The organism is Cellulosimicrobium cellulans, assembly GCF_016921195.1.
Classification (GTDB): domain Bacteria; phylum Actinomycetota; class Actinomycetes; order Actinomycetales; family Cellulomonadaceae; genus Cellulosimicrobium; species Cellulosimicrobium cellulans_F.
In genome coordinates, this window is sequence record NZ_JAFGYF010000018.1 from 25,640 (window position 1) to 51,287 (window position 25,648).

Below are 25,648 nucleotides of genomic sequence, written 5' to 3' on the forward strand. Positions count from 1 at the left end.
CGCGCGCGCGGCTTACGCTGGGAGGCGATGACTGCAGAACCGTCGGCCACGGCCGCACAGCCCCACCCCAGGCCGAGCATCGTCGTGAGGACCACCCCGGTCCCCGACCTCCCCGGCGGTCTGGACGCCCTCGTCGACCTCCTGCCCGACGCACGGCCCCTCGCCTGGGTGCGCCGCGGCGACGGGATCGTGGGCTGGGGCGAGGCGCTGCGCCTCGAGACCTGGGGCCCCGGCCGGTTCGCCGACGCCGAGGCGGCGTGGCACGAGACGCTCGCGCGCGCCGTCGTGCGGGACGAGGTCGGTCTCCCCGGGACGGGCCCGGTGGCGTTCGGGTCCTTCGCGTTCGACGACTCCGCCCCCGGCGACGACGCCCACGACCCGGTCCGCGCGGGCGGGGTGCTCGTCGTGCCGCGCGTCGTCGTCGGGCGGCGCGACGGTCACGCGTGGCTCACGACGGTCGACACCGCCGGCTCGCTCTCGTCCTCGCCCGCGGACGCCCTGCGGCGCACGCCCCGCGCCCCCGTGACCGCCCCGGGCGACGTGGCGTGGCACGACGGCGCGCTGCGGGCGGACGACTGGGCGGCGGTCGTGGCGGAGGGCGTCGAGCGCATCCGCTCGGGCGCGCTCGAGAAGGTGGTCCTGGCGCGGGACGTCGTCGCGCACACGGCCGAGCCGGTCGACCCGCGCTGGCTGCTCGCTCGCCTGGCGTCCGCCTACGAGGCGTGCTGGACCTTCTCCGTCGACGGCCTGGTCGGCGCGACCCCCGAGCTCCTCGTCCGCAGCGAGAAGGGCCTCGTCACGTCGCGCGTGCTCGCGGGGACGATCCGCCGTGGCGGGCTCTCGGACGACGAGGCGCTCCTGCGCGCCGCCCAGCTCGCCCGGTCGTCGAAGGACCTCGAGGAGCACGAGTACGCCGTGCGGTCGGTCGCGCAGGCTCTCGCCCCGTTCTGCTCGTCGATGAACGTCCCCGACGCGCCCTTCGTCCTGCACCTGCCGAACGTCATGCACCTCGCGTCGGACGTGACCGCGGTCCTCGCCCGCGGCGCCGTCGTCCCGGGCTCGTCGGGCGGTGCGGCGGCGGGGCCCACGAGCCTCGCGCTCGCCGCCGCGCTGCACCCGTCGGCGGCCGTGTGCGGGACCCCGACGAGCGTCGCGCGGGACCTGATCCGGGAGATCGAGGGCATGGACCGCGGGCGGTACGCCGGGCCCGTCGGGTGGCTCGGCGCGGACGGCGACGGCGAGTGGGGCATCGCGCTGCGCTCGGCGGAGCTCTCGGCGACGGACCCGCGCTCGGTCCGGCTCTTCGCCGGGTGCGGCATCGTCGCCGCGTCCGACCCGGCGGCCGAGGTCGCCGAGTCCGAGGCGAAGCTCGAGCCGATGCGCTACGCGCTCGGCGGGTCCTGACCCGGCACCGGGCCCGGAACGTCACCTCCGCTGACTCCCGACCGTCACCCGGGACACCCGGCCCGGGCACGCCCCGCGCTGCGAGGTTCGGCTGGTGTCCGATTCCTCTGCTCGCCGCGCTCGACACCTACTTCGCGGTCGCCGAGCTCGCGGACCACGGCATCGTGGGCTACCTGCTCGCGAACCGGCACCTGACGTTCGCGTCCAACGGCGTCGTGTGCCGGGTCGAGGAGGTCGCGGTCCTCCCGGCGCACCGCCGCCGGGGCGTGGGCCACCTCCTCCTCGCGAGCGCGGAGGACTGGGCCGCCGACGTCGGTGCGCGCCGCATCAGCCTCGCGACCGGGCTCTCCGAGGAGTTCTCCGTCTCCGGCGGCTACGCCGGGACGGCGGGGTTCCTCACCAAGCGCGTAGGGGCACCTGTCGTGCCGTCCGAGGTCGCGGGCGGCGCGCCGTGGGCACCGAGCGCCGCCCCCGACCGACTGAGCACGGGCCCGCACCGACGACGAGCGGCCGGCACGGAGATCCGTGCCGGCCGCTCGGTGCGATGGCCCGGCCCGCGCGGGGACGTCGCGGGACCGGTCATCCGCCCGCCGCGGTCAGAGGTCGCGACGGGACACAGGGCGGGGTGCGGGTCGCGCGTGCCGGCGCGACGACCCGCCCCCGCAGATCGTGGGCGCCCCTCGCGGGGCGTCCGTCAGGTCAGCCCTGGCCGCCGAAGAACCAGTCGAACGGGTTCGGCACGTTGCCCGGGTCGGTCGGGTCGGTCTGCTGACCCTGGTCGCCGCCCTGCTGGCCGCCCTGCTCGCCCTGGCCGGGGAGCTGCCCCTGACCGTCCTGGGACCCCTGGCTCTCGTCGTCCGCAGGACGCGTCGCGAGCGTGACGTCGAGCTCGGTCGTCTTCCCGTCGCGCACGACGGTCAGCGTGGACTTCGCGCCCGCGGCGCGCTCGCGGACGAACGCGGTGAGCGACTCGGCGCCGCCGACCGCGTGACCGTCGATCGCGACGATCACGTCACCGGACCGGATGCCGGCCTCGGCGGCCGGCGACCCGTCGGTCACCTCCTGGACCTCGGCACCGCGTCGCGTGACGCCGTCGGCGGTCGCCGTGGCGTCCGCGAGCGTCACCCCGAGGAACGCGTGCTCCGCGCTGCCGTTCTCGATGAGCTGCTGCCCGATCGACTTCGCGAGGTTCACCGGGATGGCGAACCCGAGGCCGATGGAGCCGGACTGGGCGCCGCCGCCCGACAGCGTCGCGATCGACGACGTGATGCCGATGACGCGACCCTGCGCGTCGAACAGCGGACCGCCGGAGTTGCCGGGGTTGATCGCGGCGTCGATCTGGATGGCGTTCGTCACGACGGAGGTGCCGCCGTCCTCGCCCGACGCGGAGACCGGGCGGTCGACCGCCGACACGATGCCGGTCGTCGCCGTGTTGGCGAGGCCGAGCGGGTTGCCGACCGCGAGGACGGACTCGCCGACGCTCACGTCGTCGGAGTCGCCGAGCGTCGCGGGCTGGAGGTCGTCGGGCGCGTCCACGAGCTGCACGACGGCGAGGTCGGTCGCCGGGTCGAGCCCGACGATCTTCGCCTCGAAGAGGCGCCCGTCGCTGAGCGTCACCTGGACGGTGTCGTTCTCCGCACCGGACACGACGTGGTTGTTGGTCACGACGTGGCCCTGGTCGTCGATGATGACGCCCGACCCCTCGGCGCCGCCCTGCGAGGTCTGCACCTGGATCGCGACGACGGACGGCGCGACGGCCTTCGTCACGGCTTCCCAGTCGGGGTTCTGGGACGACGAGTCGGACACCGGCGCGGCCGTGGCCTCCTGCTGCTGACCGACGTCCGCGAGCGAGGCGGAGCCCTGGTCCTGGGCGAGAGCGCCGGTCAGGCCCGCCGTCCCCACGCTCGCGAGGACCGCCGCCGCGGCGGCGGCGCTCACGACGGGCACCCACGTGCGCCGGCGCTTCGGGGCGTCCGCCTCGCCCTGCGCGGACGGGGCCGGCGGCGCGGGCGGGGGCCCGAAGCTCCCGGACGGCGCGTGCGGCCCGGTCTGCGCGGGGCGTGCGTACGGGTTCGGCATCGGCGTCGCCGCGGCGTGCGCCGTGGGAGCCGGCTGCGGCGTGGCGAGGTGCTGCACGTGCTGCGGCGCCTCGAGCGGCTGCGTCGTGGCGGTCGGCGTCGTGGCGGTCGGCGTCGACGCGGGCGCGTCGGGGGCCGGCGTGGTGGGGGTGGGCTCGGTGCCCGGGGTGTTGGTCATGGTGGGCCTCCTCGGTTCTGCCCACTACTTCACACGACCGCGCTTGAACGAGCCTTGAACGAGCCTGGGAGTTCGCTGCGAGTTCTGGTCGGCGCCGTCAGCGGTCCTCCACGAGCGCCGCACGGACCGCCTCGCGCACCTGCTCTCCCAGGCGCAGACCGGCCCGCCGCCGCTCCGCCCGGGACACGCGCACCTCGAGCACCTGGACGCCGTGGCTCGGTGCCGCGAGCGCGTGCCGCAGCGAGGGGACGTCCTGCACGAGCTGGTGGTCCACGCCGTACCCGGCGCAGAGCTGGGCGAGGTTGGCGCCGTGCGGCGTCGCGAACACCCGCTCGAACGTGCGGCTCGCCGCCGCCGACGTCTCCCCCAGGCCGCCCGGTTCGAGGCCCGTGAAGATGGAGCCGCCGTCGTCGTTCACGACGACGAGCTGGAGGTCGACGTGGGGCTCGTGCGGACCGCGCAGCAGGCCGCCCGCGTCGTGGAGGAACGTGAGGTCGCCGAGCAGCGCGCGCGTGCGCCGGTGGGGGCGCCCGGCGGCGACCGCGGCGCCGAGCGCGGTCGACACGGTGCCGTCGATCCCGGCGAGCCCGCGGTTGGCGAGGACCCGCGGCGACCCGGGGTCGAGCCCGAGCACGAGGCTCAGGTCGCGCACGGGGTTGGAGGACCCGACCACGAGGAGGTCGTCCGGCTCGCACGATGCGACGACGGCGCGCGCGACGCTCGGGCCGTCGGTCAGCGTCCCGTCGGTCGCCGCGGCGACGACCTCCGCGGTCGCGGCCGACGCCGCGCGCCAGCGCGCGAGCCACCTCGGGTCGGTCGCGCGGCCGGGCGCAGTCCCGGGCGCGGGCCCGGACGGGTCCAGGGCGCCCGGGCGCGGGTCGAGCCATCGCGCGGGGACCGCCGTCAGGACCGTCGACGCGTTGCGCGCGGCGTCGGGCCACGGGCCGGAGCCCGGCGCGACGACGCTCACCTCGACCTCGGGCCGCCCGAGCAGGCGCTGCACGGGCCGCGAGAGCGTCGGCCGGCCGAGCACGACGACGTGCTCCACGTCGTCCGTGAGCTCGTCGACCCCGAGCACGAGCGCGTGCGCGACGACCAGGTTCGGGCCGTCCGCCGCTCCCGAGGACGGCTCCGCGAGCAGCGGCCAGCCGCGCGCCTGGGCGAGGTCGCGCGCGACGCCGCCCGCGCCGTCGCCCGCGACGACGACGGTGCGCCCGCCGGGGACCGGCACGACGACGGGCGCGACGGGCGCGCCGCGGAGCGCCGCGACGTCACCGGGCGTCGCCACGGCGGGCAGCACGACGGAGCGCACGCCGCGCCGGTCCGGGCCGTCCGGGACGCGCACGTCGCGGCCGGTCGCAGCGTGGAGAACGGTCGCGGCGTCGGTGACCGTCGCGGCGTCGGGGACGAGCGGTTCGCGGTAGGCGAGGTCGAGGTGCACCGGGCCGGCGTGCCCCGAGCGCGCGCCGACCGCCTCGGCGAGGGCCCGCGTCGTGACGGCGAGGAGGTCGCGCACCTCCCCCGCGCGGCCGTCCGGCGCCGGGACGTCCGCCGCGAACCGCACCGCGGGCCCGAAGATCCCGGCCTGGTGCGTCGTCTGGTTCGCGCCCGTGCCGCGCAGCTCGTGCGGCCGGTCGGCGGTGAGGAGCACGATCGGGACGCCCGTGTGGTGCGCCTCCAGCACCGCGGGGTGGAGGTTCGCGACGGCCGTCCCGGACGTCGTGACGACCGCGACCGGCCGGGGCAGCGCGACCCCGCCGCGCACGACCGGCCCCGCGCCGCGCGAGAGGCCGACGGCGAGGAAGCCGGCCGCGCGCTCGTCGACCCGCACGTGCAGCGTGAGGTGCCCGAGGTCGGACGCCGCCGCGAGCGCGTAGGCGAGCGGCGCGCTGCGCGACCCGGGCGCGAGGACGACGTCCGCGACGCCCTCGTGCAGCAGCCGGTGCACGAGCGCGAACGCGCTGCGCACCGCGGGCGGCTGCGCGTCCAGGCCGTCGAGCAGCGCGTCGGGGCCCGAGCCGCGGGGCGGGGTGCCGGTGCCGGGCGTGCCCCCGGGCGCGCTCATCGCGCACCTCCCGCGAGCACCAGGCCGGCGACGCGGCCGAGCCGCTCGCGCCAGCGACGGTCGGTCTCGTCGTCGGGTGCGGTGGCCGCGAGCGCCGAGGTGGAGGGCTCGGGGCGGACGACGGGCAGCGCACCGTCGACGGGCACGAGCGGCGGGTCGGCCACGTCGGCGACGAAGAGGTTCACCGTCGCGAGCCCGCACGCGTAGGGCAGCTCAGGGAGCGCCGCCGCGAGCGCGACCCCCGCGGCGATGCCGAGCGACGACTCGAGCGCGGAGGACACGACGACGGGGAGCCCGACCTGCTCGGCGAGGTCGAGGCACGCGCGCACGCCCCCGAGCGGCTGCACCTTCAGCACGACGACGTCGGCGGCGTCGGCGCGCACCACGGCGAGGGGGTCCGCGGCGCGACGGATCGACTCGTCGGCGGCCACGGGCACGGCCGTGTCGCCCCGCTGCCCGCGCCGGACCGCCGCCAGCCCGGCGACGTCCGCGCACGGCTGCTCGACGTACTCCAGCCCGCCCGCCGCGCGGTCGAGCGCGGGGAGCCGGCGCAGCGCCTCGTCGACGTCCCACGCGCCGTTCGCGTCGACGCGCACGCGCCCGCCCGGCCCGAGCGCGTCGCGCACGGCCTCCAGCCGCGCGACCTCGGCTCCCAGAGGTTCGAGCGCGCCGTCGGGCCCTCGCTGCGCGACCTTGACCTTCGCGGTGCGGCAGCCCCCGGACGCAGCGACGAGCTCGCGCGCGCGGTCGGGGCCGACCGCGGGCACGGTGACGTTGACGGGCACGCGGTCGCGCACGGCGTCGGGCCAGCCCTGGTGCGCGGCCTCGTGCGCGGCCCGCAGCCAGGACGCCGACTCGACGTCGTCGTAGTCCCAGAACGGGGAGAACTCGCCCCAGCCCGCGTCCCCGCGCAGCAGCACGCCGTCGCGTGCGTCGAGCCCGCGGAACCGCGTGGTCAGAGGGGTGCGGTAGACGACGGTCTCTCGGGCTCGGGGCACGCGTTCCAGGCTAGGCCACCGCGCGCTCCCCCACGTCGCCCGGGGAGCCGGGGCGCCGCTCAGGCGCTGACGAGCACGGCGACCACGAGCGCGACGATCACCGCGTTGAACGCGAACGCCACGACCGTGTGCGTCGTGACCATGCGGCGCGTCACCGTGTCGAGCACGGTCACGTCGGCCGTGGAGAACGTCGTGCTCACGCCCGCGGCGAGGTACACGTAGTCGGCGTAGGCGCGCGGGCCGCTCCCGGGGAAGGCGAAGCCCCCGTCGCCCGCCGCGACGTCGCGCCGCGCGTAGTGCACCGAGTAGGAGACGAGGACGGTCACCCACGAGACGACGATCACCGCGAGGCCCAGCACCGTGATGACGGGGAGGTCCGCCCAGGCGACGCCCTGGGCGAGCACGAACCCGACGAGGAGCGCCATGAGCGCGAACTGGACCGACCAGGCGGCGGAACCGCCGCCCAGCAGCCACCGGTGCGCCCGGCCACGGCCCTCGGGGTGCGCGGCGACGAGCGCCCGCTCGAGCGCGGGCCCACGGCGCCCGGCGAACGCCACGCACGTGAGCGCGCAGTACGTCCCGGAGAGCACCACCCACACGAGGAGGCCGGCCGCGACGGGCGCGGTGCCGTCGTCGAGCCCGAGCGGGCGCGCCGCGAGGACGACGGCGAGAGGCCCCAGCACGAGCGCGACGCCGGTCGACGTGAGCGAGCGGACGCTCTCCGGGACCAGGCGGTCGCGCAGCGCGGTGCGGGGCGAGGACGGTCGACGGCTCATGGCCCGCGAGGCTACCGCGGACGTCCGCCGTGGTCGCGGGACCGCGTCCGGGCCCTCAGCTCGCGAGCGGCCGGCGCACGAGCTCGCCGACGAGCTGCACGGCGAGCTCGCGCACGTCGCGACCCTCGCTCAGCGCGCTCACCGCGGCGCCGTCCACCACGGCGATGAGCAGCCCGGGCGGGACGCTCGCGAGGCCCCGGACCACGAGGAGGTGCCCGACGGCGTCGTCGAGCTCCTGCCGGCCCTCGCCGTAGGCGCGGGCGAGCGCGGGATAGCGGCCCGCGCCCACCAGGTGCTCGTAGAACCCGCGCAGCTCGCTCTCCCCGCCGGGTGGGAGGACCGCGTCGACCAGCACGTGCGCGTCCTCGCGGGCCCGGTCCCCGCCGCGCGCGGCCCGCTCGACCGCGCCCCGCGCGTGCTCCGCCCAGCCCGCGACGACGACCTCGCCGGCGGCGCCGATGAGGTCGTCGAGGCCGGTGAAGTAGTACGTCGTCGCGGCGAGCGGGACGTCGGCCCGCGCCGCGACGGCCCGGTGCGTCACCGCCGCCGGGCCCTCCTGGAGGATGAGGTCGGCGGCGGCGCGCACGATCGCGTCACGGCGCGCGACCCCGCGCGCCTGACGGCGTGGCGCGGGCCGCGGGTCGACGGTCTCGGTCGGCATCGGTGTCAGTGCCCTCCCCCGGAGAGGTTGAGCCCGACGACGCCCGCGACGATCAGCACCAGCGAGATCACCTTGAGGACGGTCACGGGCTCGTCGAACAGGACGACGGCGAGGACGGCGGTGAGCGAGGCCCCGATCCCCACCCAGACACCGTAGGCCACGCCGACGGGCAGCGACTTCAGCGCGACGCTCAGGCCGACCATGCTCAGGACGAGCATGACGACGAACCCCACGCTCGGCCAGAGCCTCGTGAAGCCGTGCGACGCCTTGAGGCTCAGCGCCCAGCCGGCCTCGAGCATGCCGGACGCGATGAGGACGATCCATGCCATGGGGAGACTCCCTCGGGTCGGCGCACCGGGTGGCAGGGCCCGCCGTCGTGCGCGAACTGGTACTAACGTACCAGTTCTTCGTCGGCCGTCAAGACCACGTCCCGCAGCACCGCCACGACGCGCGCGACGTCGTGCTCGCGCACGCGCGCCGTCCCGACGACGACCCCCGCCTCGGCGCGATCGACCCCCGTCCCGCTCAGCGCCTCCGCGGGCACGCCCGCCGCGCGCAGCCCGTGCACCGCGGTGCGCTCGGCGGCCGGGCCCGGCAGCGGCACGACGAGATGGAGCCCGGCGGCGACCCCGCCCACCTCCACCCCCGGCAGACCACGCGCGAGCGCGTCGAGCAGCAGGCGACGCCGCCGCTGGTACACGAGCCGGGCCCGGCGCAGGTGCCGCTGGTAGGCGCCCGACGCGAGGAGCTCGGCGAGCGCCGCCTGCTCCGGCACCGAGGTCCCGAGGTCCGCGTGCCGCTTGGCCTCCACCAGCGGTCCGACGACGCGCGGCGGCGCCACGACCCAGCCGAGCCGCAGCGCCGGCGACAGCAGCTTGGACACCGAGCCGAGCAGCACGACGCGCTCGGGGTCCAGCGCCTGCACGGAGGCCACGGGCCGACGGTCGTACCGCAGCTCGGCGTCGTAGTCGTCCTCGAGCACGAGGCGGTCGTCCGCCGCCGCCCACGCGAGCAGCGCGCGCCGTCGCTCGGGCCCGAGGACGACCCCGAGCGGGAACTGGTGCGCGGGCGTCACGAGGGCGGCGCGCGCGTCGTCGGGCAGCAGGTCCGCGCGCACGCCGTCGGCGTCCACGGGCACGCCGACCGTCCGCAGGCCGGCGTCCCGCAGCAGCTCGACCGCGCCGCGCGACGACGGGTCCTCGACCGCGATGCGCACGCGCCCTGCGGGGCGCTCGCCCGCGACGCGCCCCTCGGCCAGGAGCCGGGCGAGGAGGGAGAGCGCCTGGGCGACCCCGCTCACCACGACCACATCGTCCGCCGTGACCTGGGCCCCTCGCGCGCGGCGCAGATGGACCGCGAGCGCCTCGCGCAGCGCCGGCAGCCCCTGGGGGTCCGGGTAGCCCAGGTCGGCGTCGGCCAGGCCCCGCACGCCGTCGCGCACGGCACGCGCCCACGCGGCGCGGGGAAAGAGCGCGGGGTCCGGCGTGCCGACGCTCACGGCACCACGTGCCGCCGTCGGCGCGGTCGCCGCGCGGCCCGACGGCGCGGCGGGCAGTGCCGCCACGACCACCCCGGACCGGGGCCGGGACACGAGCAGCCCTTCGCCCACGAGCACGTCGACGGCCGTCATGACCGTGCCCCGCGACACCCCGAGCGCCGCCGCCGCGTCGCGGCCCGACGGGAGCAACGCCCCGGCCTCGAGGCGCCCGTCGACCACCGCGGCGCGCAGACCGTGGTGGAGCCAACGGCCGACGTCGCGCGCCGGACGCGGACCGAGGACGAGCAGCAGGGCGTCGGGATCGATCCGGGTCGTCATCTGGTCCAGTGAACCAGGCACGAACTGGCCCTGCACCCTGGTCCAGCCGGCTCGTACGGTCGACGCATGCCACCGTCCCCTCACCGGTCAGCCCGCCGTCCGCTGCCGGACGTCCAGGCCGTCCCCCGTCGCCCCGGCGCCGCGCGTGCCGGGGACGTCCGGTGCGCCGTCGGCATGGTGATCGTCGGCTCGTCGTTCGTCGCGTCCGCCGCCCTCGCCGACTTCCCGGTGCTGGGCGGCCAGGCCGCGCGCTACGCCGTCGCGGCGCTCGTCCTGCTCGCCGTCCTCGCCGCGCGGCGCGTGCCGTGGGTGCTGCCCTCGCCCCGCGCGCTGGTGCGCCTGACCGCGCTCGCGGCGACCGGCCTCGTCGGCTTCAGCGTGCTCGTGGTCGAGAGCGCGGGGCGCGCGGACCCGTCCCTGGTCGGAGCGGTCGTCGGCGCCTCGCCCGTCGTGCTCGCCGCGGCCGCCGCGCTCCGGGCGCGCCGCGTCGCTGTCCGGACGCTCGCGGCGGCGGTCGTCGTGACGGCCGGCGTCGTGGTCGTCGAGGGCGGCGGCTCCGGGGACCCGGTCGGCGTCGCGCTCGCGCTCGGGGCGCTCGCGTGCGAGGTCTGCTTCTCGCTGCTCGCCGTGCCGCTCCTGCCGACGCTCGGCGCGCTGCGCGTCTCCGCGTACGCGTGCGTCCTGGCCGTCCCCCAGCTCGCCGTGCTCGGCCTCGTCCGGCAGCGCGTCACCGGGCAGCCGTTCCTGGTCGCGCCCGACGCCGCCGAGCTCGCCGCGCTCGCGTACCTCGCCGTCGTCGTCACGGCCGTCGCGTTCCTGCTCTGGTACTCCGGGCTGGCCGCGATCGGCCCCGCGCGGGCCGGCCTGTTCGCGGGCCTCCTGCCCGTCGCGGCGCTCGTGACCTCGGTCGCCCTCGGGTTCGAGTCGCTCGACGCCCGCTCCCTGCTCGGGACGCTCGTCGTCGGGGCCGGCCTCGTCCTCGGCCTCTCGGCGCCGCCGCACGGCGCCGACGCCCCGGTGCCCGCTCCCCGCGCCGACGCGGGGGCGCCCGCGCCGGGCGCGGGCCTCGCCCCGCAGCGGCTACCGTGACGACCGTGAGCAGCTCCGAACCCACCTCCGCCGTGCCCGCCGACGACGCCCCGGCCGACCGCGACCACGCGCTCCCCCGTCAGGTGTCCGAGACGTTCGACCCCGCCGTGTGGCGCGACGTCGCCGGGTTCGAGGAGCTGACCGACGTCACGTACCACCGCGGCGTCGAGCGCGACGCGAGCGGCGCGGTCGTGCGCGACCTGCCCGTGGTGCGCGTCGCGTTCGACCGCCCGGAGGTCCGCAACGCGTTCCGCCCCCACACCGTGGACGAGCTGTACCGCGTGCTCGACCACGCGCGCATGACGTCCGACGTGGGGACCGTGCTCCTCACGGGCAACGGGCCCTCCCCGAAGGACGGCGGGTGGGCGTTCTGCTCGGGCGGCGACCAGCGCATCCGCGGCCGGTCGGGCTACCAGTACACGACCGCGCCCGACGGGGGCGGCGACGTGCACACGCGCGACGCGGTGGACCCGGCCCGTGCAGGGCGCCTGCACATCCTCGAGGTGCAGCGGCTCATCCGGACGATGCCCAAGGTCGTCGTCGCCGTCGTCAACGGGTGGGCGGCCGGCGGCGGGCACTCGCTCCACGTCGTCGCCGACCTGTCGATCGCGAGCCGCGAGCACGCGCGGTTCAAGCAGACCGACGCGAACGTCGGCTCGTTCGACGGCGGATACGGCTCGGCGTACCTGGCGCGCCAGGTGGGGCAGAAGCGGGCGCGGGAGATCTTCTTCCTCGCACGGGAGTACTCGGCGCAGGACGCGTACGAGTGGGGGGCGGTGAACGAGGTCGCGGACCACGCGGACCTCGAGTCGCTCGCGCTGGACTACGCGCGCACGATCGCGACGAAGTCGCCGCAGGCGATCCGCATGCTCAAGTTCGCGTTCAACCTCGCGGACGACGGGCTCATGGGCCAGCAGGTCTTCGCGGGCGAGGCGACGCGGCTCGCGTACATGACCGACGAGGCGGTCGAGGGCCGCGACGCGTTCCTCGAGCGGCGCGACCCGGACTGGGGCCGGTTCGGCTACGCGTTCTGACCCGGCGGGTCAGGAGCCGCCGACCATGCTGGTGAGCATCTCGATGAGGCCGCGGCCGACGAACGCCGCGGCGACGGCGAGGCCGAACAGGAGACCCACCGAGATCGCGACGGGTGCCGCCGAGCGGGCGACGCCCGGCTCGTCGTCGCGCGGTGCGCGCGGCGGGTAGGACGGCGGGAGCTGCCCCTCGGCCGAGCGCTGCGAGGCGCCTTCGCCAGGGGTGCCGGGCTGGGACGGGTGGACGGGGTGCGGGACGACGGTTGCCATGACTCCACGGTGCCGCCCCGGACCCGGTCGCCGCGTCGGCCCCGCGACTCGACCTGTTCGACGGCCGCTCCACCCCGGGACGGAGCACGCGTACGCCGTGGGGAGGACCCAGGACGCCGCCGGGAGGGAGCGGCGGTCAGCCGATCTCCCAGCTCCCCGACCCGGTCGGGACGAGCTCGATCCACGACGTCCCGGGCTCGAGCTCGACGGGCTTCCCGTCCGCGCCCGTGAGCACCACCGGGGACTCGACCGTCTCCTTGGACCACGTCACCGGAACGTGCTTGCCGCCACTCGCCACGACGCCCTCGCCCGTCCCCACGAGCTTCGTCTCCGGGACGGGAGCCCCGGCCGGGTCCTTGAACGCCGTGTCCTGCATCGGCGCGGCCAGCAGCACGACGTTCGTCGCCGAGAGCCGCACCTCGTCCGAGGACACCGCGGGCGTGTCGCCCTCGCTGCGGACGTAGCGACCCTCGCCGGCGTCCCACTCCCACACCGCGCTGCTCGCGAACGTGAGCCGCACGCCGAGCCGCGTCGCCGCGCTGCCCGTCACCGTCGCCGAGCCTGTCCCGGGCTCGCGCGCGAAGACGAACTGGGCCGGCGGGGGCGCGGTGCGGTCGCCGTCGGCCTGGGCCCAGAACTCCTCCGGGCTGCCGTAGACGTTGTGCGGAGCACGGCGCGCGCGCGTCGTGGCGAACCCGTCGTCACCCTCGTCCATGACGACCGACTGGACGCCCGCCGCGCCGACGGCATCGATGAACGGCTCCTGCCCGCCCGTGTACGCGAGGATCCCGTGCAGCGGGCCGACGATCGCCGGGTCCATCGGCCGGACCGAGCGGACCGGCCCCACGCTCGCGGGGACCTGCGAGTGGTAGACCGCGACGAAGCGCGTGATGCCGCCCTCGACGACCTCCTCCCACACGACGTCGGCCTGCTCGAGGCCGGTCTGCGGGCGCGCCTGGGGCGCGTTCTCGATCTTCACCGCGAGAGCCGGCCGGTCGGCGACCTCCTCGGCCGCGACGCCGGTCAGCGGCCAGACGAGCGGCACGTCCGGCGTCGGCGGCGCGCTCTTGTCCGCGGACACGTCCGCGGGGACCGTCTCCGTGATGGGCGCGGCGGGCTCGCCGCCGCACCCCGCGAGCAGGACGGTCGCCGCGGCGAGCGCGACCACCAGCCCCGCCCGGGCCGCACCCGGCCCTCGTGCCGTCCTCGTCATCCTCGACCTCCCCGTCGGTCCAGGACCCGGTCCCGGAGCAGCCCCTGCGACGGACGTGCGCTTCCCCGTCACCCTACGGCCCGGCCTACGCTGATCCGGTGAACCGCGCCGTCGTCCCCGCCGATCTCGGCGCCCTGGTCTCGGCGGTCGGCGCCGCGCTCGACGGCGACGGCCCTCCGGTGGCGCCCGTCCCGCCGCTCCCCCGGCCAGGGCGCGCCGACGTCCCGCCGGGCGCCGCGCTCGTCCTGCGCACGTCGGGCTCGACGGGCGAGCCGCGCGAGGTCGTGCTGTCCGCGGCCGCGCTGCGCGCCTCCGGCGCCGCGACGCACCAGCGGCTGGGCGGCCCCGGGCACTGGCTCCTGACGCTGCCCGCGACGCACGTCGCGGGCGTGCAGGTGGTCGCCCGCGCGCACGCGGCGGGGCGAGGCCTCACGGTCGCGCCGGAGGACGAGCCCTTCACCCCGGCCGGGTTCGCCGCGCTCGTCGCCCGGTCGCCGCGTGCGGAGCGCCGGTACGTCTCGCTCGTCCCCACGCAGCTCCACCGCCTGCTCGCCGCGGCGGAGGCGGGCTCGGACGGCGGCGCGGCGGCCCTCGACGCGCTCTGCGCCCTCGACGCCGTCCTGCTCGGCGGTGCCGCCGCGCCGCCCGCGCTGCTGCGCCGCGCGAGGGCGGCGGGCGCGCGCGTCGTGACCACCTACGGCATGACGGAGACGAGCGGCGGCTGCGTGTACGACGGCGTGCCGCTGGCGGGCGCGCGCGTGCGCCTCGCACGCCCGACGGCCGCGGACGGGCCGGACGGCGCCCCGGGCGTCATCGAGCTCTCCGGACCGTTCCTCGCCGACGGCTACCTCGGCGACCCGGCCGCGACCGCGCACGCGTTCCGCACCGACGACGACGGCACGCGCTGGTTCCGCACCAGCGATCTCGGCCGGCTCGACGGGTCGCCGGACGGGCCCTCGCTCACCGTGCTCGGCCGGGCGGACGACGTCGTCGTCTCGGGCGGCGTCAACGTCGCCCCGGCCGCGGTCGAGGCCCTGGTCGCCGAGGTCGACGGCGTGGGCGAGGCGTGCGTCGTCGGCGTGCCGCACCCGGAGTGGGGGCAGGAGGTCGTCGCGGTCGTCACGACCGCCGAGCCGGCGCCCGCCCCTCCCGGCCCCGGTCGCGAGGGCACGGTCGTGGTCGCGGAAGCCCCGACCGCGCTCGTCGCCACGGTCCGGGACCACGTCGCGGATAGGCTGGAGCGGGCGGCCGCACCGCGTCGCGTGCTCGTCGTCGCGGATCTCCCGCGCCGGGGGCCCGGCAAGGTGGACCGCGCCGCGGTGGCGCGGCTCGCCGTCGGGCACCTCCAGTCCCGCCCTGGTTGAGCCGCCCGCGGTCCCCACCACCCCGCACGACCCGCACGACCGAGACGGAGCACCATGGCCAGCACCACCGAGTGGGTCGCGGGCGCGCGCCCCCGCACCCTCCCCGCCGCCGCGACGCCCGTCATCGTCGGGTCCGGCGCCGCGGCCCAGGTGGACGGTTTCGCGTTGTGGCCGGCGCTGCTCGCGCTCGGCGTCGCGCTCGCGCTCCAGGTGGGCGTGAACTATGCGAACGACTACTCCGACGGCGTGCGGGGCACCGACCTCGACCGCGTCGGCCCCATGCGGCTCACCGCGACCGGCGCCGCGCGACCCGGGCAGGTGCGCGCCGCGGCGTTCGGCGCGTTCGGCGTCGCCGCCGTCCTCGGGCTCGTGCTCTGCGCGGTGACCGGCCACTGGTGGCTGGTCGCCGTGGGCGCGCTCGCGATCCTCGCGGGCTGGTACTACACGGGCGGGCGCAACCCCTACGGCTACCGGGGCCTCGGTGAGGTCGGGGTGTTCGTGTTCTTCGGGCTCGTGGCCACGCTCGGCACCACCTACACGCAGGCGGACGTGGTCACGTGGCCCTCGGCCGTCGGCGCGGTCGCGGTGGGGCTGCTCGCGTGCGCGATCCTCATGGTCAACAACATCCGCGACATCCCCACCGACGTGGTCGCGGGCAAGCGCACGCTCGCGGTACGGCTCGGCGACTTCCGTGCGCGCCGGGCGTACGTCGCGATGATCTGGGTCCCGCTGCTGCTAGTGGTCGTGTGCGCGTTCGCGTCGCCCTGGGCGCTCGGCACCCTGGTCCTCCTGCTGCCGGCCGTGCTCCTCACGCTCCCGGTGATCGCGGGCGCGCGCGGACCGCTCCTCGTGCCGGTGCTCGCCGGGACCGGGCTGTTCGAGCTCGCGTACGGCGTGCTGCTGGGGGTCGGGCTCGCGCTCTGAGCGTCGGCAGGCCGCGGCCCCGGCGGCTCAGCGGGCCGACGACGTCCCGGGCTGCTCGGTCGGCGTCGCGTCCGTGCCCGACGACGTCGCGTTCCCCTCGGGTTCGAGGGCCGCGTCGAGGGCCGCGTCCTCGGCCGCCGCGTCGTCCTCGATCTCGCGCGAGAACCGCTCACCCGTCCGGGCGCGGTGCTCTGCCCGCTCGGCGAGGTAGCGCGAGGCCGCGTCGCGGGGCTTGCGCAGGGTCAGGTACGACAGCATGAGCGCGACGACCGCGGCGACGAGGACGAGCAGCCAGCCCCGGAGGCCGGCGAACCAGAGCGCGGCGAGCGCGACCGCGAAGAGCAGCAGACGCAGGACGGAGTAGACGACGACAGGCACGACTCCAGGGTACGGCCCGTAGGCTGGAGCCATGCTTCGCGTGCTGCTCCCCCTCATCGCCGTCGGCCTCGCGGTCTACGCGCTCGTCGACCTCGCCTCGAGCGACGAGGAGGAGCGCGGCGGCATCCCGAAGGGGCTGTGGATCGTCCTCATCATCCTGCTGCCGTTCCTCGGCCCGATCGCGTGGATCCTCGTCAAGCGGTCCGCGTCCCGCTCGGGCTCGCGGTACGCGGGCGGCCGCCCCTCGGGCGGCTCGTCGAACGGCGCCGCGCGCCGTCGTCGCAGCGCGCCCCTCGCCCCCGACGACGACCCCGAGTTCCTGTGGCGGCTCGAGCAGCAGCAGCGCCGCCAGGCACGCGACGAGGCGCCGTCGCCCGCGACGGACGACGCTCCTCCGGCGGCCGGGGGCACGACGGAGGACGGCCGGGCCGAGGACGACGGCGACGCGCGTCGTCCCGGAGCGAGCAACGGCACCGACGACGGCGACGACACCGCCCGCTGACCACCCCACCACCCGCCGGTCGGGCGCTCGGTGAGCGCGCGGCGCCGGGCCGGGCTCAGTCGCCCGGGTTGAGGCCCGAGTACGAGTGCTTGCCGTTGAACAGCAGGTTCACGCCGGTGAAGTTGAACAGCACGCACGCGTAGCCGACGATCACGAAGTACGCCGCCCGGCGCCCGGACCAGCCGCGGGTCGTGCGCGCGTGCAGGTAGGCCGCGTACACGATCCAGACGACGAAGCTCCAGACCTCCTTGGGGTCCCAGCCCCAGTAGCGGCCCCACGCGTGCTCGGCCCAGATCGCGCCGCCGATGATGGTGAACGTCCACAGCACGAACGCGACCGCGTTGAGGCGGAAGCTCAGCGCCTCGAGCTGCACGGGCCCGGGCGTCGAGTCGAGCCAGCGCCAGCCGCGCGCGCCGAGGAACGCGTTGCCGGAGTCGCGCGAGTCGCGCAGGAGCTGGAGGACGGACGTCACGAAGGCGACGGTGAAGATGCCGGTCGCGATGATCGCGACGCCCACGTGGATGACGAGCCAGTAGGACTGGAGCGCGGGCTGCACGCCCGTCGCGGCGACGAAGAACGCGTTCTGCGCGAGCACGAGGAAGAGCACCGCGAGGCCGGTCACGAACGACCCGAGGAAGCGCACGTCGCGCTTGAGCGAGACACCGAGGAACACCGCGAGGGCGACGAAGGCACCGACGAGCGTGAACTCGTACATGTTGGCCCAGGGCGTGCGGCCCGCGGCGATCCCCCGCGTGACGATCGCGACGAGCAGCAGCGCCGTCCCGAGCCACGTGAGCGAGATCCCGATGTTGGCGGCCTTGCGCGACGGCTCGGGCGTGGCGACGGGCGCGGCGTCGACGGCGTCCGGCGCGTCCGGGCCGTACGGCGACGCCGACGCGCCCGCGCCCGCGAGAACCTCGGCGCCGGGCACCTTCGCGTCGGCCCGCGCCTCGGCCCGCACGTCGTCGGCGCGGCCCGCCAGCCGCGCGAGGTCGATCGCGAACGCGACGAGCGCGACGGTCAGGGCAGTCGCAGCGGCCCAGACGAGGTCCTGGCTCAGCTCGGCTACGGTCATCGGTCAGCCTTTCGTGCGCGGTCGCGCGCGGTCGGGTCCTGTGCGGGACGCCCGGTCGGGCGGGTGCCGTCCGCCGGGATGCGCCCCGGCGACGAGGTGAGGTCGCCCTCACCCGATGGTGCCACGCCCGGGAGCGCGGCGAGAAGCGAGTCCACCTCGCCCTGGAGGCCAGCGTCGTCCCCGCGGGCGAGGCCCGCGACGGCGACGACGGTGCGCTCGCGCGGGGGGTCGTCGCCCGTCCCGGGCACCTCCTCGCGCCAGGCGCGCACCCACACGCGGCGGCGCGGGGTGAAGAGCGAGACGGCGAGGCCCGTGAGCGCGCCGAGCGAGAACACGAGCACCCACGTGAGCGACGGGTCGTGGCGCAGGTCGAGCGCGACGTAGCGCGGCAGCGAGTCGAACGTGATCGTCCCGAGGCCGTCGGGCAGGTCGACGGTCTCGCCCGGGGCGACGAGGAGCTTGACGCGCTCGCCGTCCTCGTCGACCGACGGCGTGAGGCCGTCGGTGTCGAGGCGGTAGACGTTCTGCGGCAGGCCCTCGTCGAGGCCGAGGTCGCCGCGGTAGACCTCGAGCACGAGCAGCGGGTTGATCGGCTGCGGGTACACCGACGCCGCGGTCTGTCCGTCCTCGCTGATCTCGGCCGTGGGGAGGAAGTACCCGACGAGCCCGATCTGGTCGAGGCCGGCCGACACGTCGGGCACCTTGATGACGCCGCGCGAGGTGTACATCGTGTCCTCGGGCAGGAACGGCACGCGGCCGGAGAACGCGACCTCGCCGTCGGCGTCGTGCACCGTGACCTCGGGCGCGAACCCGTTGCCCTGGAGGTAGATCTTGGCGCCGCCCGCGGTGAGCGGGTGGTTGACCTTGATGGTCTCCTCGTGGGTCGCACCGTCGGGGTCGCGCACGGTGACCGTCGCCGTGAAGTCGCGCGACTGCGCGAACGCGACGGAGTCCTGGGCGAACTCCGACTCGAACGCGTCGAGCGTCATGGAGAACGGCACGAGCGACGACGGGCGGAACCAGGCGCCGTTCTCGAACGTGTCGTAGTCGACGACCGCGTTCGCGAACCCGCGTCCTTCGGTGACGATCGCCTGACCGCGGTAGTGCAAGAGCTGGCCCGTCGCGACGGCGACCAGGAGGCCGACGAGCGACAGGTGGAACAGCAGGTTGCCGGTCTCGCGCACGTAGCCGCGCTCGGCGGACACGGTGCGCGCCGCGGGGCGCGCAGCGGCGCGGCCGCGCGCCGGGGCGGCCTCCTCGGCGCCGGTGTCGACGCGGAACGTCGGCAGCCGGCGCAGGCGGCCGCGCAGGTGGGTGCTCGCCGCCGCGACGACCTCGTCCGGGGAGGCGTCGGTGACGACGCGCGCCTGCGCCGGGAAGCGGTCGAAGCGCCGCGGCGTGCGCGGCGGGCGCGTGCGCAGCGCCTGCCAGTGCGCCTTCGTGCGCGGCAGGATGCAGCCGACGAGCGAGACGAACAGCAGGAGGTAGATCGCGGAGAACCACACCGAGGCGTAGACGTCGAAGAAGCCGAGCCGGTCGAGCCACTCCCCCGTCGTCGGGTTCTCCTGGAGGTAGCGCAGCACGGCCGCGGGGTCCTGCGGGCGCTGCGGCAGGACGGAGCCGGGCACCGCCGCGACCGCGAGCAGCATGAGGAGCATGAGCGCGACCCGCATGCTCGTGAGCTGGCGCCACGTCCAGCGCAGCGTGCCGCGCCAGCCGAGCCTCGGGAGCGCCGGGCCGCCGTCGCCTCCTGCGCCGCTGCCGCCACCCGGGGTCGTCCGGTCCCCCGGGCCGTCGCCCGCCGAGAACGCGTCGTCGATGCCCTCGGGGCGGTAGCCCGCCGTCCGCTCCGCCTGCTCCCCGGCCTTCGCGGCCTGGCCGGTCCGTTCGGTCATCTCACACCACCGTCACGTAACCGTCGATCCAGCCCTGCATGGTCGTGGTCCAGGTCGTCCACAGGCCGGTGACCAGGGCGAGACCGATGAGCACGAGCAGCCCACCGCCGATCCGCATGATCGCGAGGCGGTGCCGGCGCAGGAACCCGAGCATGCGCTGCGAGCTCTGCAGGCCGAGCGCGATGAGCAGGAACGGCACGCCCAGTCCGAGGCAGTAGGCGACCCCGAGGATCGCGCCACGGCCCGCCGACGCCTCGTTCAGCGACAGCGACTGCACGGCGACGAGCGTCGGACCGAGGCACGGCGTCCAGCCGAGCCCGAACACGACGCCGAGCAGCGGCGCTCCCCACAGCCCGGCCTGCGGGCTCAGGTGCAGCCGCCGCTCGCGCTGCAGGAACGGGACCGCACCCATGAAGGCGAGCCCCATGAGGACGACGACCACGCCCAGGACGCGCGTGATGACGTCCTCCCAGCGGACCAGGTGCACGCCGATCGCGCCGGCCGCGACCATCAGCGCGACGAAGACGAGGGTGAACCCGGCGACGAAGAGCGCGACCCCCGCGAGCACGCGCCCGCGGCTCGGCGCCGTGACCCGGGTGGCCGTCGTCGTGCCCCCGGACGGTCCGCGCCCGCTGCCGGCGTTCGCCGCGGCCATGCCGGAGACGTAGCCGACGTACCCGGGCACGAGCGGCAGCACGCACGGCGACGCGAAAGAGGCGAGCCCGGCCAGCACCGCCACCGGGACCGCCAGCAGCATCGACCCGCTCCAGACCGTCGCGGCGAACGTGTCGCCGACGCTCGCCGCGGGGAGCGCGGAGGCGGGGACGGTGGCGGCGAGGGACGCGAGGGTGACCACGGTCAGCCGGCCGCCTCGTCCCCGGCGAGCACGTCGTCGACGAGCGCGGTCAGGGTCGAGCCCTCCGCGAGCCCGATGACGCGCGCCGCGACGCGGCCCTCGCGGTCGAGCACGACCGTCGACGGCACGGCCTGGAGCGGCACGGTGCCGGAGAGCGCCGCGACGACCTCCCCGCTGCGGTCGTCGATCGACGGGTAGGGCACCTCGAACCGGCGCTGGAACGCCTGCGCGGCACCCGCCTCGTCGGTCGTGTTGATGCCGAGCACCTGCACGCCGTCGTTGGCCCGGTCGTTCGCGAGCGCCACGAGGTCGGGCGCCTCGGCGCGGCACGGCGCGCACGCCGCGTACCAGGTGTTGAGGACGACGACGTCGCCCAGCCAGGCGCTCGTGTCGACCTGCTCGCCCTCGTAGTCGGTGCCGGTGAGCGCGACGACGTCGCCCCGCTCGCCGGGGTCCCAGGTGCGGACCGAGCCGTCGCCGGAGACGTAGCCCTGCCCGACGACGTCCGTCGTCGCGCCGGAGTCCTGGGCGCACGCCGCGAGGCCGAGCGTCGCGGCGACCACGACGCCCGCGGTCAGCACGCGGCGGACGGGCGGGAGGGCGCGCGGGTCACGCGCGCGCGAGCTGGCGGTCACGGCGTCATCACGGGAGGCACCCTGCCCGGGGTTCCTGGACGCCACCTGAGAGACGTGACCTCCGCCACTCCCGAACGGGACGGTTCGGGCGTCCGGACGGCGACGACGGCACGAGACATGACCGACGTCACGCCCCCGCGACGGTCGCGGCGCCCGGGAGGAGGTCGGCGACGGGCTCGGAGTAGTGCAGGCCGACGAGGCGGTCGTCCTCGAAGTGGAGCGACGTGAGCGACGCGAGCGAGCACTCCCGCTTGCGCGGGTCGTGCCACAGCCGGCGGTTCTCGAAGCTCAGGCGCGTGAGCCATACCGGGAGCTGGTGGCTCACGAGGAGGGCCTCGTGGCCCGCGGCCTTGTCGCGGGCGTCGGCCACGGCCGCCCTCATCCGCGCGACCTGCTCGGTGTACGGCTCGCCCCACGACGGCCGGAACGGGTTCCACAGGTAGCGCCAGTGCTGGGGGTGGCGCAGCGACCCGTCCCCGACGCCGAAGGTCATGCCCTCGAAGTGGTTCGCGGCCTCGACGAGCCGGTCGTCGGTGCCGAGCTCGAGGCCGAACGCCTCGGCGACCGGCGTGGCCGTCTCCTGGGCCCGCTGGAGGGGCGAGGCGACGACGACGGCGAGGTCGGCGCGCGGACGTGACGTGCCGTCGGGACCGGGCTCGCCCGCGAGGTGCGCGGCGACGCGGCGGGCCATCTCGTGGCCACGCTCGGAGAGGTGGTAGCCGGGGATGCGGCCGTAGAGGACGCCGTCGGGGTTGTGGACCTCGCCGTGGCGCAGGAGGTGGACGATGGTGGAGACCATGCGCACCAGTGTCCCGCACTCCGGGCTCTGACCGGCACCTGCCTCCCGGCGACCCGAGACGGCGGTCGGCGGTCAGGAGTCGCGGTCCGCCTTGCAGGCCTCGGCGACCGCGGCCATCGCCTCGCCGAGCGCGCGGAACTGCTCCGGCGTGAGCACGTCGACCATGAACCGGCGCACGGCCGCGACGTGCGCCGGCGCGGACGCGACGAGCACGCGGTAGCCCTCGGTCGTCATCGCGCAGTTCACGCCCCGGCGGTCGCCCGTGCTCGCCGAGCGTCGGACCAGTCCGCGCGCCTCCATGCGCGCCACGGTGTGCGTGACGCGGCTGCGGGAGCGCGCGAGGCCGTCGGCGAGCGCGGACATGCGCAGCGTGTGGTCGGGGCTCTCCGAGAGCCGGACGAGGAGCTCGTACTCGTTGAGCGACACCTCGGACCGCTCCTCGTGGTCGCGCCCCAGCGCCTCGATGAAGCGCACCGTCCCGTCGAGGTAGGCGCGCCACAGCCGCTGCTGGTCGGCGTCGAGCCAGCGCGGCTCCCCGCTCGCGGGCGCGACGGTGCCGGTTGCGGCCGTCGTCGGCGGCTTGTCGACGTCGTTGCTGGTCATAGGTCCTCGGGCGCTGGCGGACTGTGGCGGGTCGGGGGTCGAACCTCGCGGAACATTGTTCCACCCCCTCGGGAATAGACGGATCGACCCCTGCTGTTGATACGCTCGTACGAAGTTGAACCTTCAACCAAGTCCGGTCCCCCGGGACCTCGACCTCTCAGGAGCACTCATGGCCACGCCGCTGCCCGCCGGGCTCAACGCCGGAACCTACGCCCTCGACTCGTCCCACTCGCAGGCGGCCTTCACGGTCCGCCACGCCGGCATCTCCAAGGTGCGCGGCACGCTCGCCATCACGGCCGGCACCATCACCGTGGGCGACGACCTCGAGTCGACCTCCGTGACCGCCGAGCTCGACGCAGCGTCCGTGAGCACGGGCGACGAGAACCGCGACAACCACCTGCGCAGCGCGGACTTCTGGGACGCCGAGAACAAGCCGACGTGGAGCTTCACGTCGACGAGCATCTCCGGCGACGGCGACGCGTACGTCGTGGCGGGCGACCTGACCATCAACGGCGTGACCAAGCCGGTCGAGCTCGAGACCGAGTTCGCGGGCACCGCCACCGACCCGTTCGGCAACGCGCGCGCCGGCTTCGAGGCGACGACGGAGATCTCGCGCAAGGAGTTCGGCCTGACCTGGAACGCGGCGCTCGAGACCGGCGGCGTGCTCGTCGGCGACAAGATCAAGATCGCGCTCGACGTCTCGGCCATCAAGCAGGGCTGACGCCCGACTCCCGGGACACCCTTCCCCGGGACATTTCCCCGGAACACTGCACCCACCGGCAGGGGTGCCGTCCGAGGGGCCGCGTGCAGCAGCACGCGGCCCCTCGTCGTTCAGCGGTCCTGCGCCTCGGCGAGCGCGCGGGCCTGGGAGTGGAACGCGAGGATCTGCAGCTCGCTGCCGACGTCCACGCCGCGCACGTCGACGTCCGCGGGCACCTGCAGCGCGCGCGGCGCGAAGTTGAGGATCTCCCGCACTCCGGCCGCGACGACGCGGTCCGCCACGGACTGCGCGTGCGCCGCGGGCGTCGCGAGGACGACGATCGACACCTTCTCGCGCTCCACGACCTCCTCGAGCGCGTCGACGTGCTCGACGACGAGGCCCGCCGCCCGCGTCCCCACGACGTCCGGCGACGCGTCGAGGAGCGCCGCGACGTGGAAGCCGCGCTGCTCGTAGCCCGAGTAGTTCGCGAGCGCGTGCCCCAGGTTGCCGATCCCGACGATCGCGATGCGGTGCTCGTCCACGAGCCCCAGCGCCTCGGTGATGTACTGCGCGAGCGAGTCCACGTCGTACCCGACGCCGCGCGTTCCGAACGAGCCCAGGAACGACAGGTCCTTGCGGAGCTGCGCGGGCCCGACGCCGGAGAGCTCCGCGAGCTCGACCGAGGACGTCGTCGCGACGCCCCGCGCCACGAGGTCCCGCAGCGCCCGCAGGTAGGACGGGAGCCGCGCCACCGTCGCGCTCGGTATACCCGGCGCCGTCACCTCACCGACTACCTGCTCAGCCACCCGTCACTCCGTCGTCCTTGGGACCGTCCTCGTCGACGGTCACGCTCCACCGCAGGAATCATCCCAGGTCCGCGCGCCCCGCCGAAATCCGGCGCACGGCGCGCGCGAGCCGCCGCGCGTCGACGCGCCAGAACCCCTGCTGGACGCCGCCGACCGTCACGACCGGGACGTACTCGCCGTACTGCTCGCGCAGGCCCGGGTCCGCACCCGGCGCGTCGACGTCCACCTCCGCCCAGGCGACCCCGGCCTCGGTGCACACCGCCTCGACCACGGCCCGCGCGTCGTCGCACAGGTGGCACCCCGCGCGGCCGTAGAGCAGGACGGGAGGGGTCGGAGCGTCGGAGGCGGTCACGCCTCCCAGGGTACGAGCACGGTCCGGGGGCGGTGCGAGAGAGCGCCTAGAGTGGGGACATGGCGACGTCTTCCGGTCCGGGCCCCGTCCCGACCGCACCCGAGGACGCGCCTACCGCCGGTCGCGCACCGTCGGCTCCCGCGCACCGGACCGCCGCGTTCTTCGACGTCGACAACACGATCATCCGCGGCGCGTCGTCGTTCCACCTCGCGCGCGCCCTGTACCAGCGGGAGTTCTTCTCGACGCTCGACATCGTGCGGTTCGCCGTCCACCAGGCGCGCTACCTGTTGTTCGGCGAGAACAAGCAGCAGATCGACCGCATCCGGTCACGCGCGCTCGCACTCATCGCCGGCCGCTCCGTCGCCGAGGTCACCGCCATCGGCGAGGAGGTCTACGACACCGTCCTCTCGCTGCGCATCTACCCCGGCACGCGCCGGCTGCTCGACGAGCACCTCGCCGCCGGGCACCAGGTGTGGCTCGTCTCCGCGACCCCGGTCGAGATCGGCGAGCTCATCGCCCGCCGGCTCGGCACGACCGGCGCTCTCGGCACCGTCGCGGAGCACGAGGACGGCTTCTACACCGGACGGCTCGTCGGCGACATGATGCACGGCCGCGCCAAGGCCGCCGGGGTGCGGGCCCTGGCCGAGCGCGAGGACATCGACCTCGCGGCGTCGTACGCCTACGGCGACTCGCTCAACGACGTCACGATGATGGAGGCGGTCGGCCACCCGTGCCCCATCAACCCGGATGCGCGGCTGCGCCGCTACGCGCAGGACGTCGGCTGGCCCATCCGCGAGTTCCGTGGCCGACGTCGCCGCGTCGCCCGTAGCAGCGTCCGCACCGCGAGCTGGGCCGGCGCCGCGTGGGCCGCCGCCCTCGTCCTGCGCTCGGTCCGCCGCGCCGTCGACCGCCGCATCGCCCGCCTCTGAGCCCCTCCGGCGAGGGCGACGCCCGGCCGCGCGAGGGAGCACCGTGGTTACCTAGCGGAACGGCGGTCGAGCAAGGTAGAGCCCTGGTCGCGCGAGGTAGAGCCCTGGTGGGCCGAGGGAGAACCCTGGTCGCGCGAGGTAGAACCGTGGTTGGCCGAGGTAGAACCGTGGTTCTTGGGTGCGACGGCGTGTGGTCGCCCTGGGTGGGCGGGGTGGGTGGTGGTGCCGCGTCTACCATCCGCCGCTCGTTC

The 25,648-nt window shown here is 76.1% G+C and carries 26 protein-coding genes and 1 pseudogene; 9 read left to right on the forward strand and 18 right to left on the reverse strand.

Annotation, left to right across the window (positions count from 1 at the left end; translation table 11 throughout):
* The first annotated feature begins 27 nt into the window (after nt 1–27).
* Together JN535_RS20030 and JN535_RS21730 are read left to right on the forward strand one after the other, a co-directional pair.
* Nucleotides 28–1,404 carry an isochorismate synthase gene (locus tag JN535_RS20030; protein WP_205207563.1) on the forward strand — a complete coding sequence of 459 codons (1,377 nt, stop codon included), beginning with the start codon at nt 28–30 and terminating at the stop codon, nt 1,402–1,404.
* Nucleotides 1,311–1,742: pseudogene (locus JN535_RS21730) on the forward strand (GNAT family N-acetyltransferase); the annotation flags it as partial. The gene JN535_RS20030 and the pseudogene JN535_RS21730, both read left to right, overlap by 94 nt.
* A gap of 361 nt (nt 1,743–2,103) precedes the next feature.
* Here JN535_RS21730 and JN535_RS20035 read toward each other — a convergent pair.
* The 7 genes from JN535_RS20035 to pdxR form a co-directional block, all read right to left on the reverse strand.
* Entirely contained in the window at nt 2,104–3,660 is a 1,557-nt protein-coding gene (locus JN535_RS20035) for a S1C family serine protease (RefSeq protein ID WP_205207564.1), read from the reverse strand.
* A gap of 97 nt (nt 3,661–3,757) precedes the next feature.
* Nucleotides 3,758–5,725, reverse strand: a complete 1,968-nt coding sequence (menD, locus tag JN535_RS20040; protein WP_205207565.1) for a 2-succinyl-5-enolpyruvyl-6-hydroxy-3-cyclohexene-1-carboxylic-acid synthase — start codon at nt 5,723–5,725, stop codon at nt 3,758–3,760.
* Complete coding sequence (locus tag JN535_RS20045; RefSeq protein ID WP_205207566.1) at nt 5,722–6,723, reverse strand: o-succinylbenzoate synthase; 1,002 nt, start codon at nt 6,721–6,723, stop codon at nt 5,722–5,724. Before JN535_RS20045 ends, menD begins: the two co-directional genes overlap by 4 nt.
* Nucleotides 6,724–6,782: 59 nt before the next feature.
* Entirely contained in the window at nt 6,783–7,499 is a 717-nt protein-coding gene (locus JN535_RS20050; RefSeq protein ID WP_205207567.1) for a DUF1345 domain-containing protein, read from the reverse strand.
* 55 nt (nt 7,500–7,554) lie between these two features.
* Complete coding sequence (locus tag JN535_RS20055; RefSeq protein WP_205207568.1) at nt 7,555–8,160, reverse strand: TetR/AcrR family transcriptional regulator; 606 nt, start codon at nt 8,158–8,160, stop codon at nt 7,555–7,557.
* Between the two features lie 5 nt (nt 8,161–8,165).
* Nucleotides 8,166–8,489: a DMT family transporter gene (locus tag JN535_RS20060; protein WP_205207569.1), complete on the reverse strand. Its 324-nt coding sequence runs from the start codon at nt 8,487–8,489 to the stop codon at nt 8,166–8,168.
* A 62-nt stretch (nt 8,490–8,551) separates the two neighbouring features.
* Complete coding sequence (gene pdxR / locus JN535_RS20065) at nt 8,552–9,976, reverse strand: MocR-like pyridoxine biosynthesis transcription factor PdxR (protein WP_205207570.1); 1,425 nt, start codon at nt 9,974–9,976, stop codon at nt 8,552–8,554.
* Between the two features lie 66 nt (nt 9,977–10,042).
* Between pdxR and JN535_RS20070 the strand changes: the two genes are divergently transcribed.
* A complete protein-coding gene (locus JN535_RS20070; RefSeq protein ID WP_205207571.1) occupies nt 10,043–11,065 on the forward strand; it encodes a DMT family transporter in 1,023 nt (340 codons plus the stop codon).
* Between the two features lie 32 nt (nt 11,066–11,097).
* Nucleotides 11,098–12,099: a 1,4-dihydroxy-2-naphthoyl-CoA synthase gene (locus JN535_RS20075; protein ID WP_205207587.1), complete on the forward strand. Its 1,002-nt coding sequence runs from the start codon at nt 11,098–11,100 to the stop codon at nt 12,097–12,099.
* 9 nt (nt 12,100–12,108) lie between these two features.
* Here the strand turns inward: JN535_RS20075 and JN535_RS20080 are convergent, their stop codons facing one another.
* Together JN535_RS20080 and JN535_RS20085 are read right to left on the reverse strand one after the other, a co-directional pair.
* On the reverse strand, nt 12,109–12,366 hold the full coding sequence (locus tag JN535_RS20080) for a hypothetical protein (RefSeq protein ID WP_205207572.1): 258 nt from the start codon (nt 12,364–12,366) through the stop codon (nt 12,109–12,111).
* A 136-nt stretch (nt 12,367–12,502) separates the two neighbouring features.
* Nucleotides 12,503–13,579 (reverse strand): DUF3048 domain-containing protein, encoded by a 1,077-nt coding sequence (locus JN535_RS20085; protein ID WP_205207573.1) that lies wholly within the window; start codon nt 13,577–13,579, stop codon nt 12,503–12,505.
* A 98-nt stretch (nt 13,580–13,677) separates the two neighbouring features.
* Between JN535_RS20085 and JN535_RS20090 the strand changes: the two genes are divergently transcribed.
* Together JN535_RS20090 and JN535_RS20095 are read left to right on the forward strand one after the other, a co-directional pair.
* Complete coding sequence (locus tag JN535_RS20090; protein WP_205207574.1) at nt 13,678–14,943, forward strand: AMP-binding protein; 1,266 nt, start codon at nt 13,678–13,680, stop codon at nt 14,941–14,943.
* Between the two features lie 54 nt (nt 14,944–14,997).
* On the forward strand, nt 14,998–15,867 hold the full coding sequence (locus tag JN535_RS20095) for a 1,4-dihydroxy-2-naphthoate polyprenyltransferase (protein WP_205207575.1): 870 nt from the start codon (nt 14,998–15,000) through the stop codon (nt 15,865–15,867).
* Between the two features lie 27 nt (nt 15,868–15,894).
* On the opposite strand, the gene JN535_RS20100 is transcribed toward JN535_RS20095, so the two are convergent.
* On the reverse strand, nt 15,895–16,245 hold the full coding sequence (locus tag JN535_RS20100; protein WP_205207576.1) for a DUF4229 domain-containing protein: 351 nt from the start codon (nt 16,243–16,245) through the stop codon (nt 15,895–15,897).
* Between the two features lie 31 nt (nt 16,246–16,276).
* Between JN535_RS20100 and JN535_RS20105 the strand changes: the two genes are divergently transcribed.
* Nucleotides 16,277–16,747, forward strand: a complete 471-nt coding sequence (locus tag JN535_RS20105; protein ID WP_205207577.1) for a PLD nuclease N-terminal domain-containing protein — start codon at nt 16,277–16,279, stop codon at nt 16,745–16,747.
* Nucleotides 16,748–16,802: 55 nt separating this feature from the next.
* Here JN535_RS20105 and ccsB read toward each other — a convergent pair whose 3' ends face one another.
* The 6 genes from ccsB to JN535_RS20135 all read right to left on the reverse strand — a co-directional run bounded on the left by ccsB (nt 16,803) and on the right by JN535_RS20135 (nt 22,610).
* On the reverse strand, nt 16,803–17,822 hold the full coding sequence (gene ccsB, locus JN535_RS20110; RefSeq protein WP_205207578.1) for a c-type cytochrome biogenesis protein CcsB: 1,020 nt from the start codon (nt 17,820–17,822) through the stop codon (nt 16,803–16,805).
* Entirely contained in the window at nt 17,819–19,717 is a 1,899-nt protein-coding gene (gene resB / locus JN535_RS20115; protein ID WP_205207579.1) for a cytochrome c biogenesis protein ResB, read from the reverse strand. The genes ccsB and resB overlap by 4 nt, the downstream gene beginning before the upstream one ends.
* Before the next feature lies 1 nt (nt 19,718).
* A complete protein-coding gene (locus tag JN535_RS20120; protein ID WP_205207588.1) occupies nt 19,719–20,474 on the reverse strand; it encodes a cytochrome c biogenesis CcdA family protein in 756 nt (251 codons plus the stop codon).
* A gap of 101 nt (nt 20,475–20,575) precedes the next feature.
* Nucleotides 20,576–21,208 (reverse strand): TlpA family protein disulfide reductase, encoded by a 633-nt coding sequence (locus JN535_RS20125; protein WP_205207580.1) that lies wholly within the window; start codon nt 21,206–21,208, stop codon nt 20,576–20,578.
* Nucleotides 21,209–21,335: 127 nt separating this feature from the next.
* Nucleotides 21,336–22,007, reverse strand: a complete 672-nt coding sequence (locus tag JN535_RS20130; protein WP_205207581.1) for a histidine phosphatase family protein — start codon at nt 22,005–22,007, stop codon at nt 21,336–21,338.
* 72 nt (nt 22,008–22,079) lie between these two features.
* Nucleotides 22,080–22,610 (reverse strand): MarR family winged helix-turn-helix transcriptional regulator, encoded by a 531-nt coding sequence (locus tag JN535_RS20135; RefSeq protein ID WP_205207582.1) that lies wholly within the window; start codon nt 22,608–22,610, stop codon nt 22,080–22,082.
* Nucleotides 22,611–22,779: 169 nt separating this feature from the next.
* Between JN535_RS20135 and JN535_RS20140 the strand changes: the two genes are divergently transcribed.
* Entirely contained in the window at nt 22,780–23,331 is a 552-nt protein-coding gene (locus tag JN535_RS20140; RefSeq protein ID WP_205207583.1) for a YceI family protein, read from the forward strand.
* Nucleotides 23,332–23,441: 110 nt separating this feature from the next.
* Here the strand turns inward: JN535_RS20140 and JN535_RS20145 are convergent, their stop codons facing one another.
* Nucleotides 23,442–24,116, reverse strand: coding sequence for a redox-sensing transcriptional repressor Rex (locus tag JN535_RS20145; RefSeq protein ID WP_205207584.1), 675 nt, complete (start codon nt 24,114–24,116; stop codon nt 23,442–23,444).
* Nucleotides 24,117–24,174: 58 nt separating this feature from the next.
* Entirely contained in the window at nt 24,175–24,468 is a 294-nt protein-coding gene (locus JN535_RS20150) for a glutaredoxin family protein (RefSeq protein WP_374100529.1), read from the reverse strand.
* A 59-nt stretch (nt 24,469–24,527) separates the two neighbouring features.
* On the opposite strand from JN535_RS20150, the gene JN535_RS20155 reads away from it, so the two are divergent.
* On the forward strand, nt 24,528–25,397 hold the full coding sequence (locus JN535_RS20155) for an HAD family hydrolase (RefSeq protein ID WP_205207585.1): 870 nt from the start codon (nt 24,528–24,530) through the stop codon (nt 25,395–25,397).
* Nucleotides 25,398–25,648 lie beyond the last annotated feature (251 nt).

Coding starts and splice junctions, on each gene's coding strand:
- JN535_RS20030 (WP_205207563.1), top strand. CDS start 28: ATGACTGCAGAACCGTCGGCCACGGCCGCACAGCCCCACCCCAGGCCG.
- JN535_RS20035 (WP_205207564.1), bottom strand. CDS start 3,660: ATGACCAACACCCCGGGCACCGAGCCCACCCCCACCACGCCGGCCCCC.
- menD (WP_205207565.1), bottom strand. CDS start 5,725: ATGAGCGCGCCCGGGGGCACGCCCGGCACCGGCACCCCGCCCCGCGGC.
- JN535_RS20050 (WP_205207567.1), bottom strand. CDS start 7,499: ATGAGCCGTCGACCGTCCTCGCCCCGCACCGCGCTGCGCGACCGCCTG.
- JN535_RS20055 (WP_205207568.1), bottom strand. CDS start 8,160: ATGCCGACCGAGACCGTCGACCCGCGGCCCGCGCCACGCCGTCAGGCG.
- JN535_RS20060 (WP_205207569.1), bottom strand. CDS start 8,489: ATGGCATGGATCGTCCTCATCGCGTCCGGCATGCTCGAGGCCGGCTGG.
- pdxR (WP_205207570.1), bottom strand. CDS start 9,976: ATGACGACCCGGATCGATCCCGACGCCCTGCTGCTCGTCCTCGGTCCG.
- JN535_RS20070 (WP_205207571.1), top strand. CDS start 10,043: ATGCCACCGTCCCCTCACCGGTCAGCCCGCCGTCCGCTGCCGGACGTC.
- JN535_RS20080 (WP_205207572.1), bottom strand. CDS start 12,366: ATGGCAACCGTCGTCCCGCACCCCGTCCACCCGTCCCAGCCCGGCACC.
- JN535_RS20085 (WP_205207573.1), bottom strand. CDS start 13,579: ATGACGAGGACGGCACGAGGGCCGGGTGCGGCCCGGGCGGGGCTGGTG.
- JN535_RS20095 (WP_205207575.1), top strand. CDS start 14,998: ATGGCCAGCACCACCGAGTGGGTCGCGGGCGCGCGCCCCCGCACCCTC.
- JN535_RS20105 (WP_205207577.1), top strand. CDS start 16,277: ATGCTTCGCGTGCTGCTCCCCCTCATCGCCGTCGGCCTCGCGGTCTAC.
- ccsB (WP_205207578.1), bottom strand. CDS start 17,822: ATGACCGTAGCCGAGCTGAGCCAGGACCTCGTCTGGGCCGCTGCGACT.
- resB (WP_205207579.1), bottom strand. CDS start 19,717: ATGACCGAACGGACCGGCCAGGCCGCGAAGGCCGGGGAGCAGGCGGAG.
- JN535_RS20120 (WP_205207588.1), bottom strand. CDS start 20,474: ATGCTGCTGGCGGTCCCGGTGGCGGTGCTGGCCGGGCTCGCCTCTTTC.
- JN535_RS20130 (WP_205207581.1), bottom strand. CDS start 22,007: ATGGTCTCCACCATCGTCCACCTCCTGCGCCACGGCGAGGTCCACAAC.
- JN535_RS20135 (WP_205207582.1), bottom strand. CDS start 22,610: ATGACCAGCAACGACGTCGACAAGCCGCCGACGACGGCCGCAACCGGC.
- JN535_RS20140 (WP_205207583.1), top strand. CDS start 22,780: ATGGCCACGCCGCTGCCCGCCGGGCTCAACGCCGGAACCTACGCCCTC.
- JN535_RS20155 (WP_205207585.1), top strand. CDS start 24,528: ATGGCGACGTCTTCCGGTCCGGGCCCCGTCCCGACCGCACCCGAGGAC.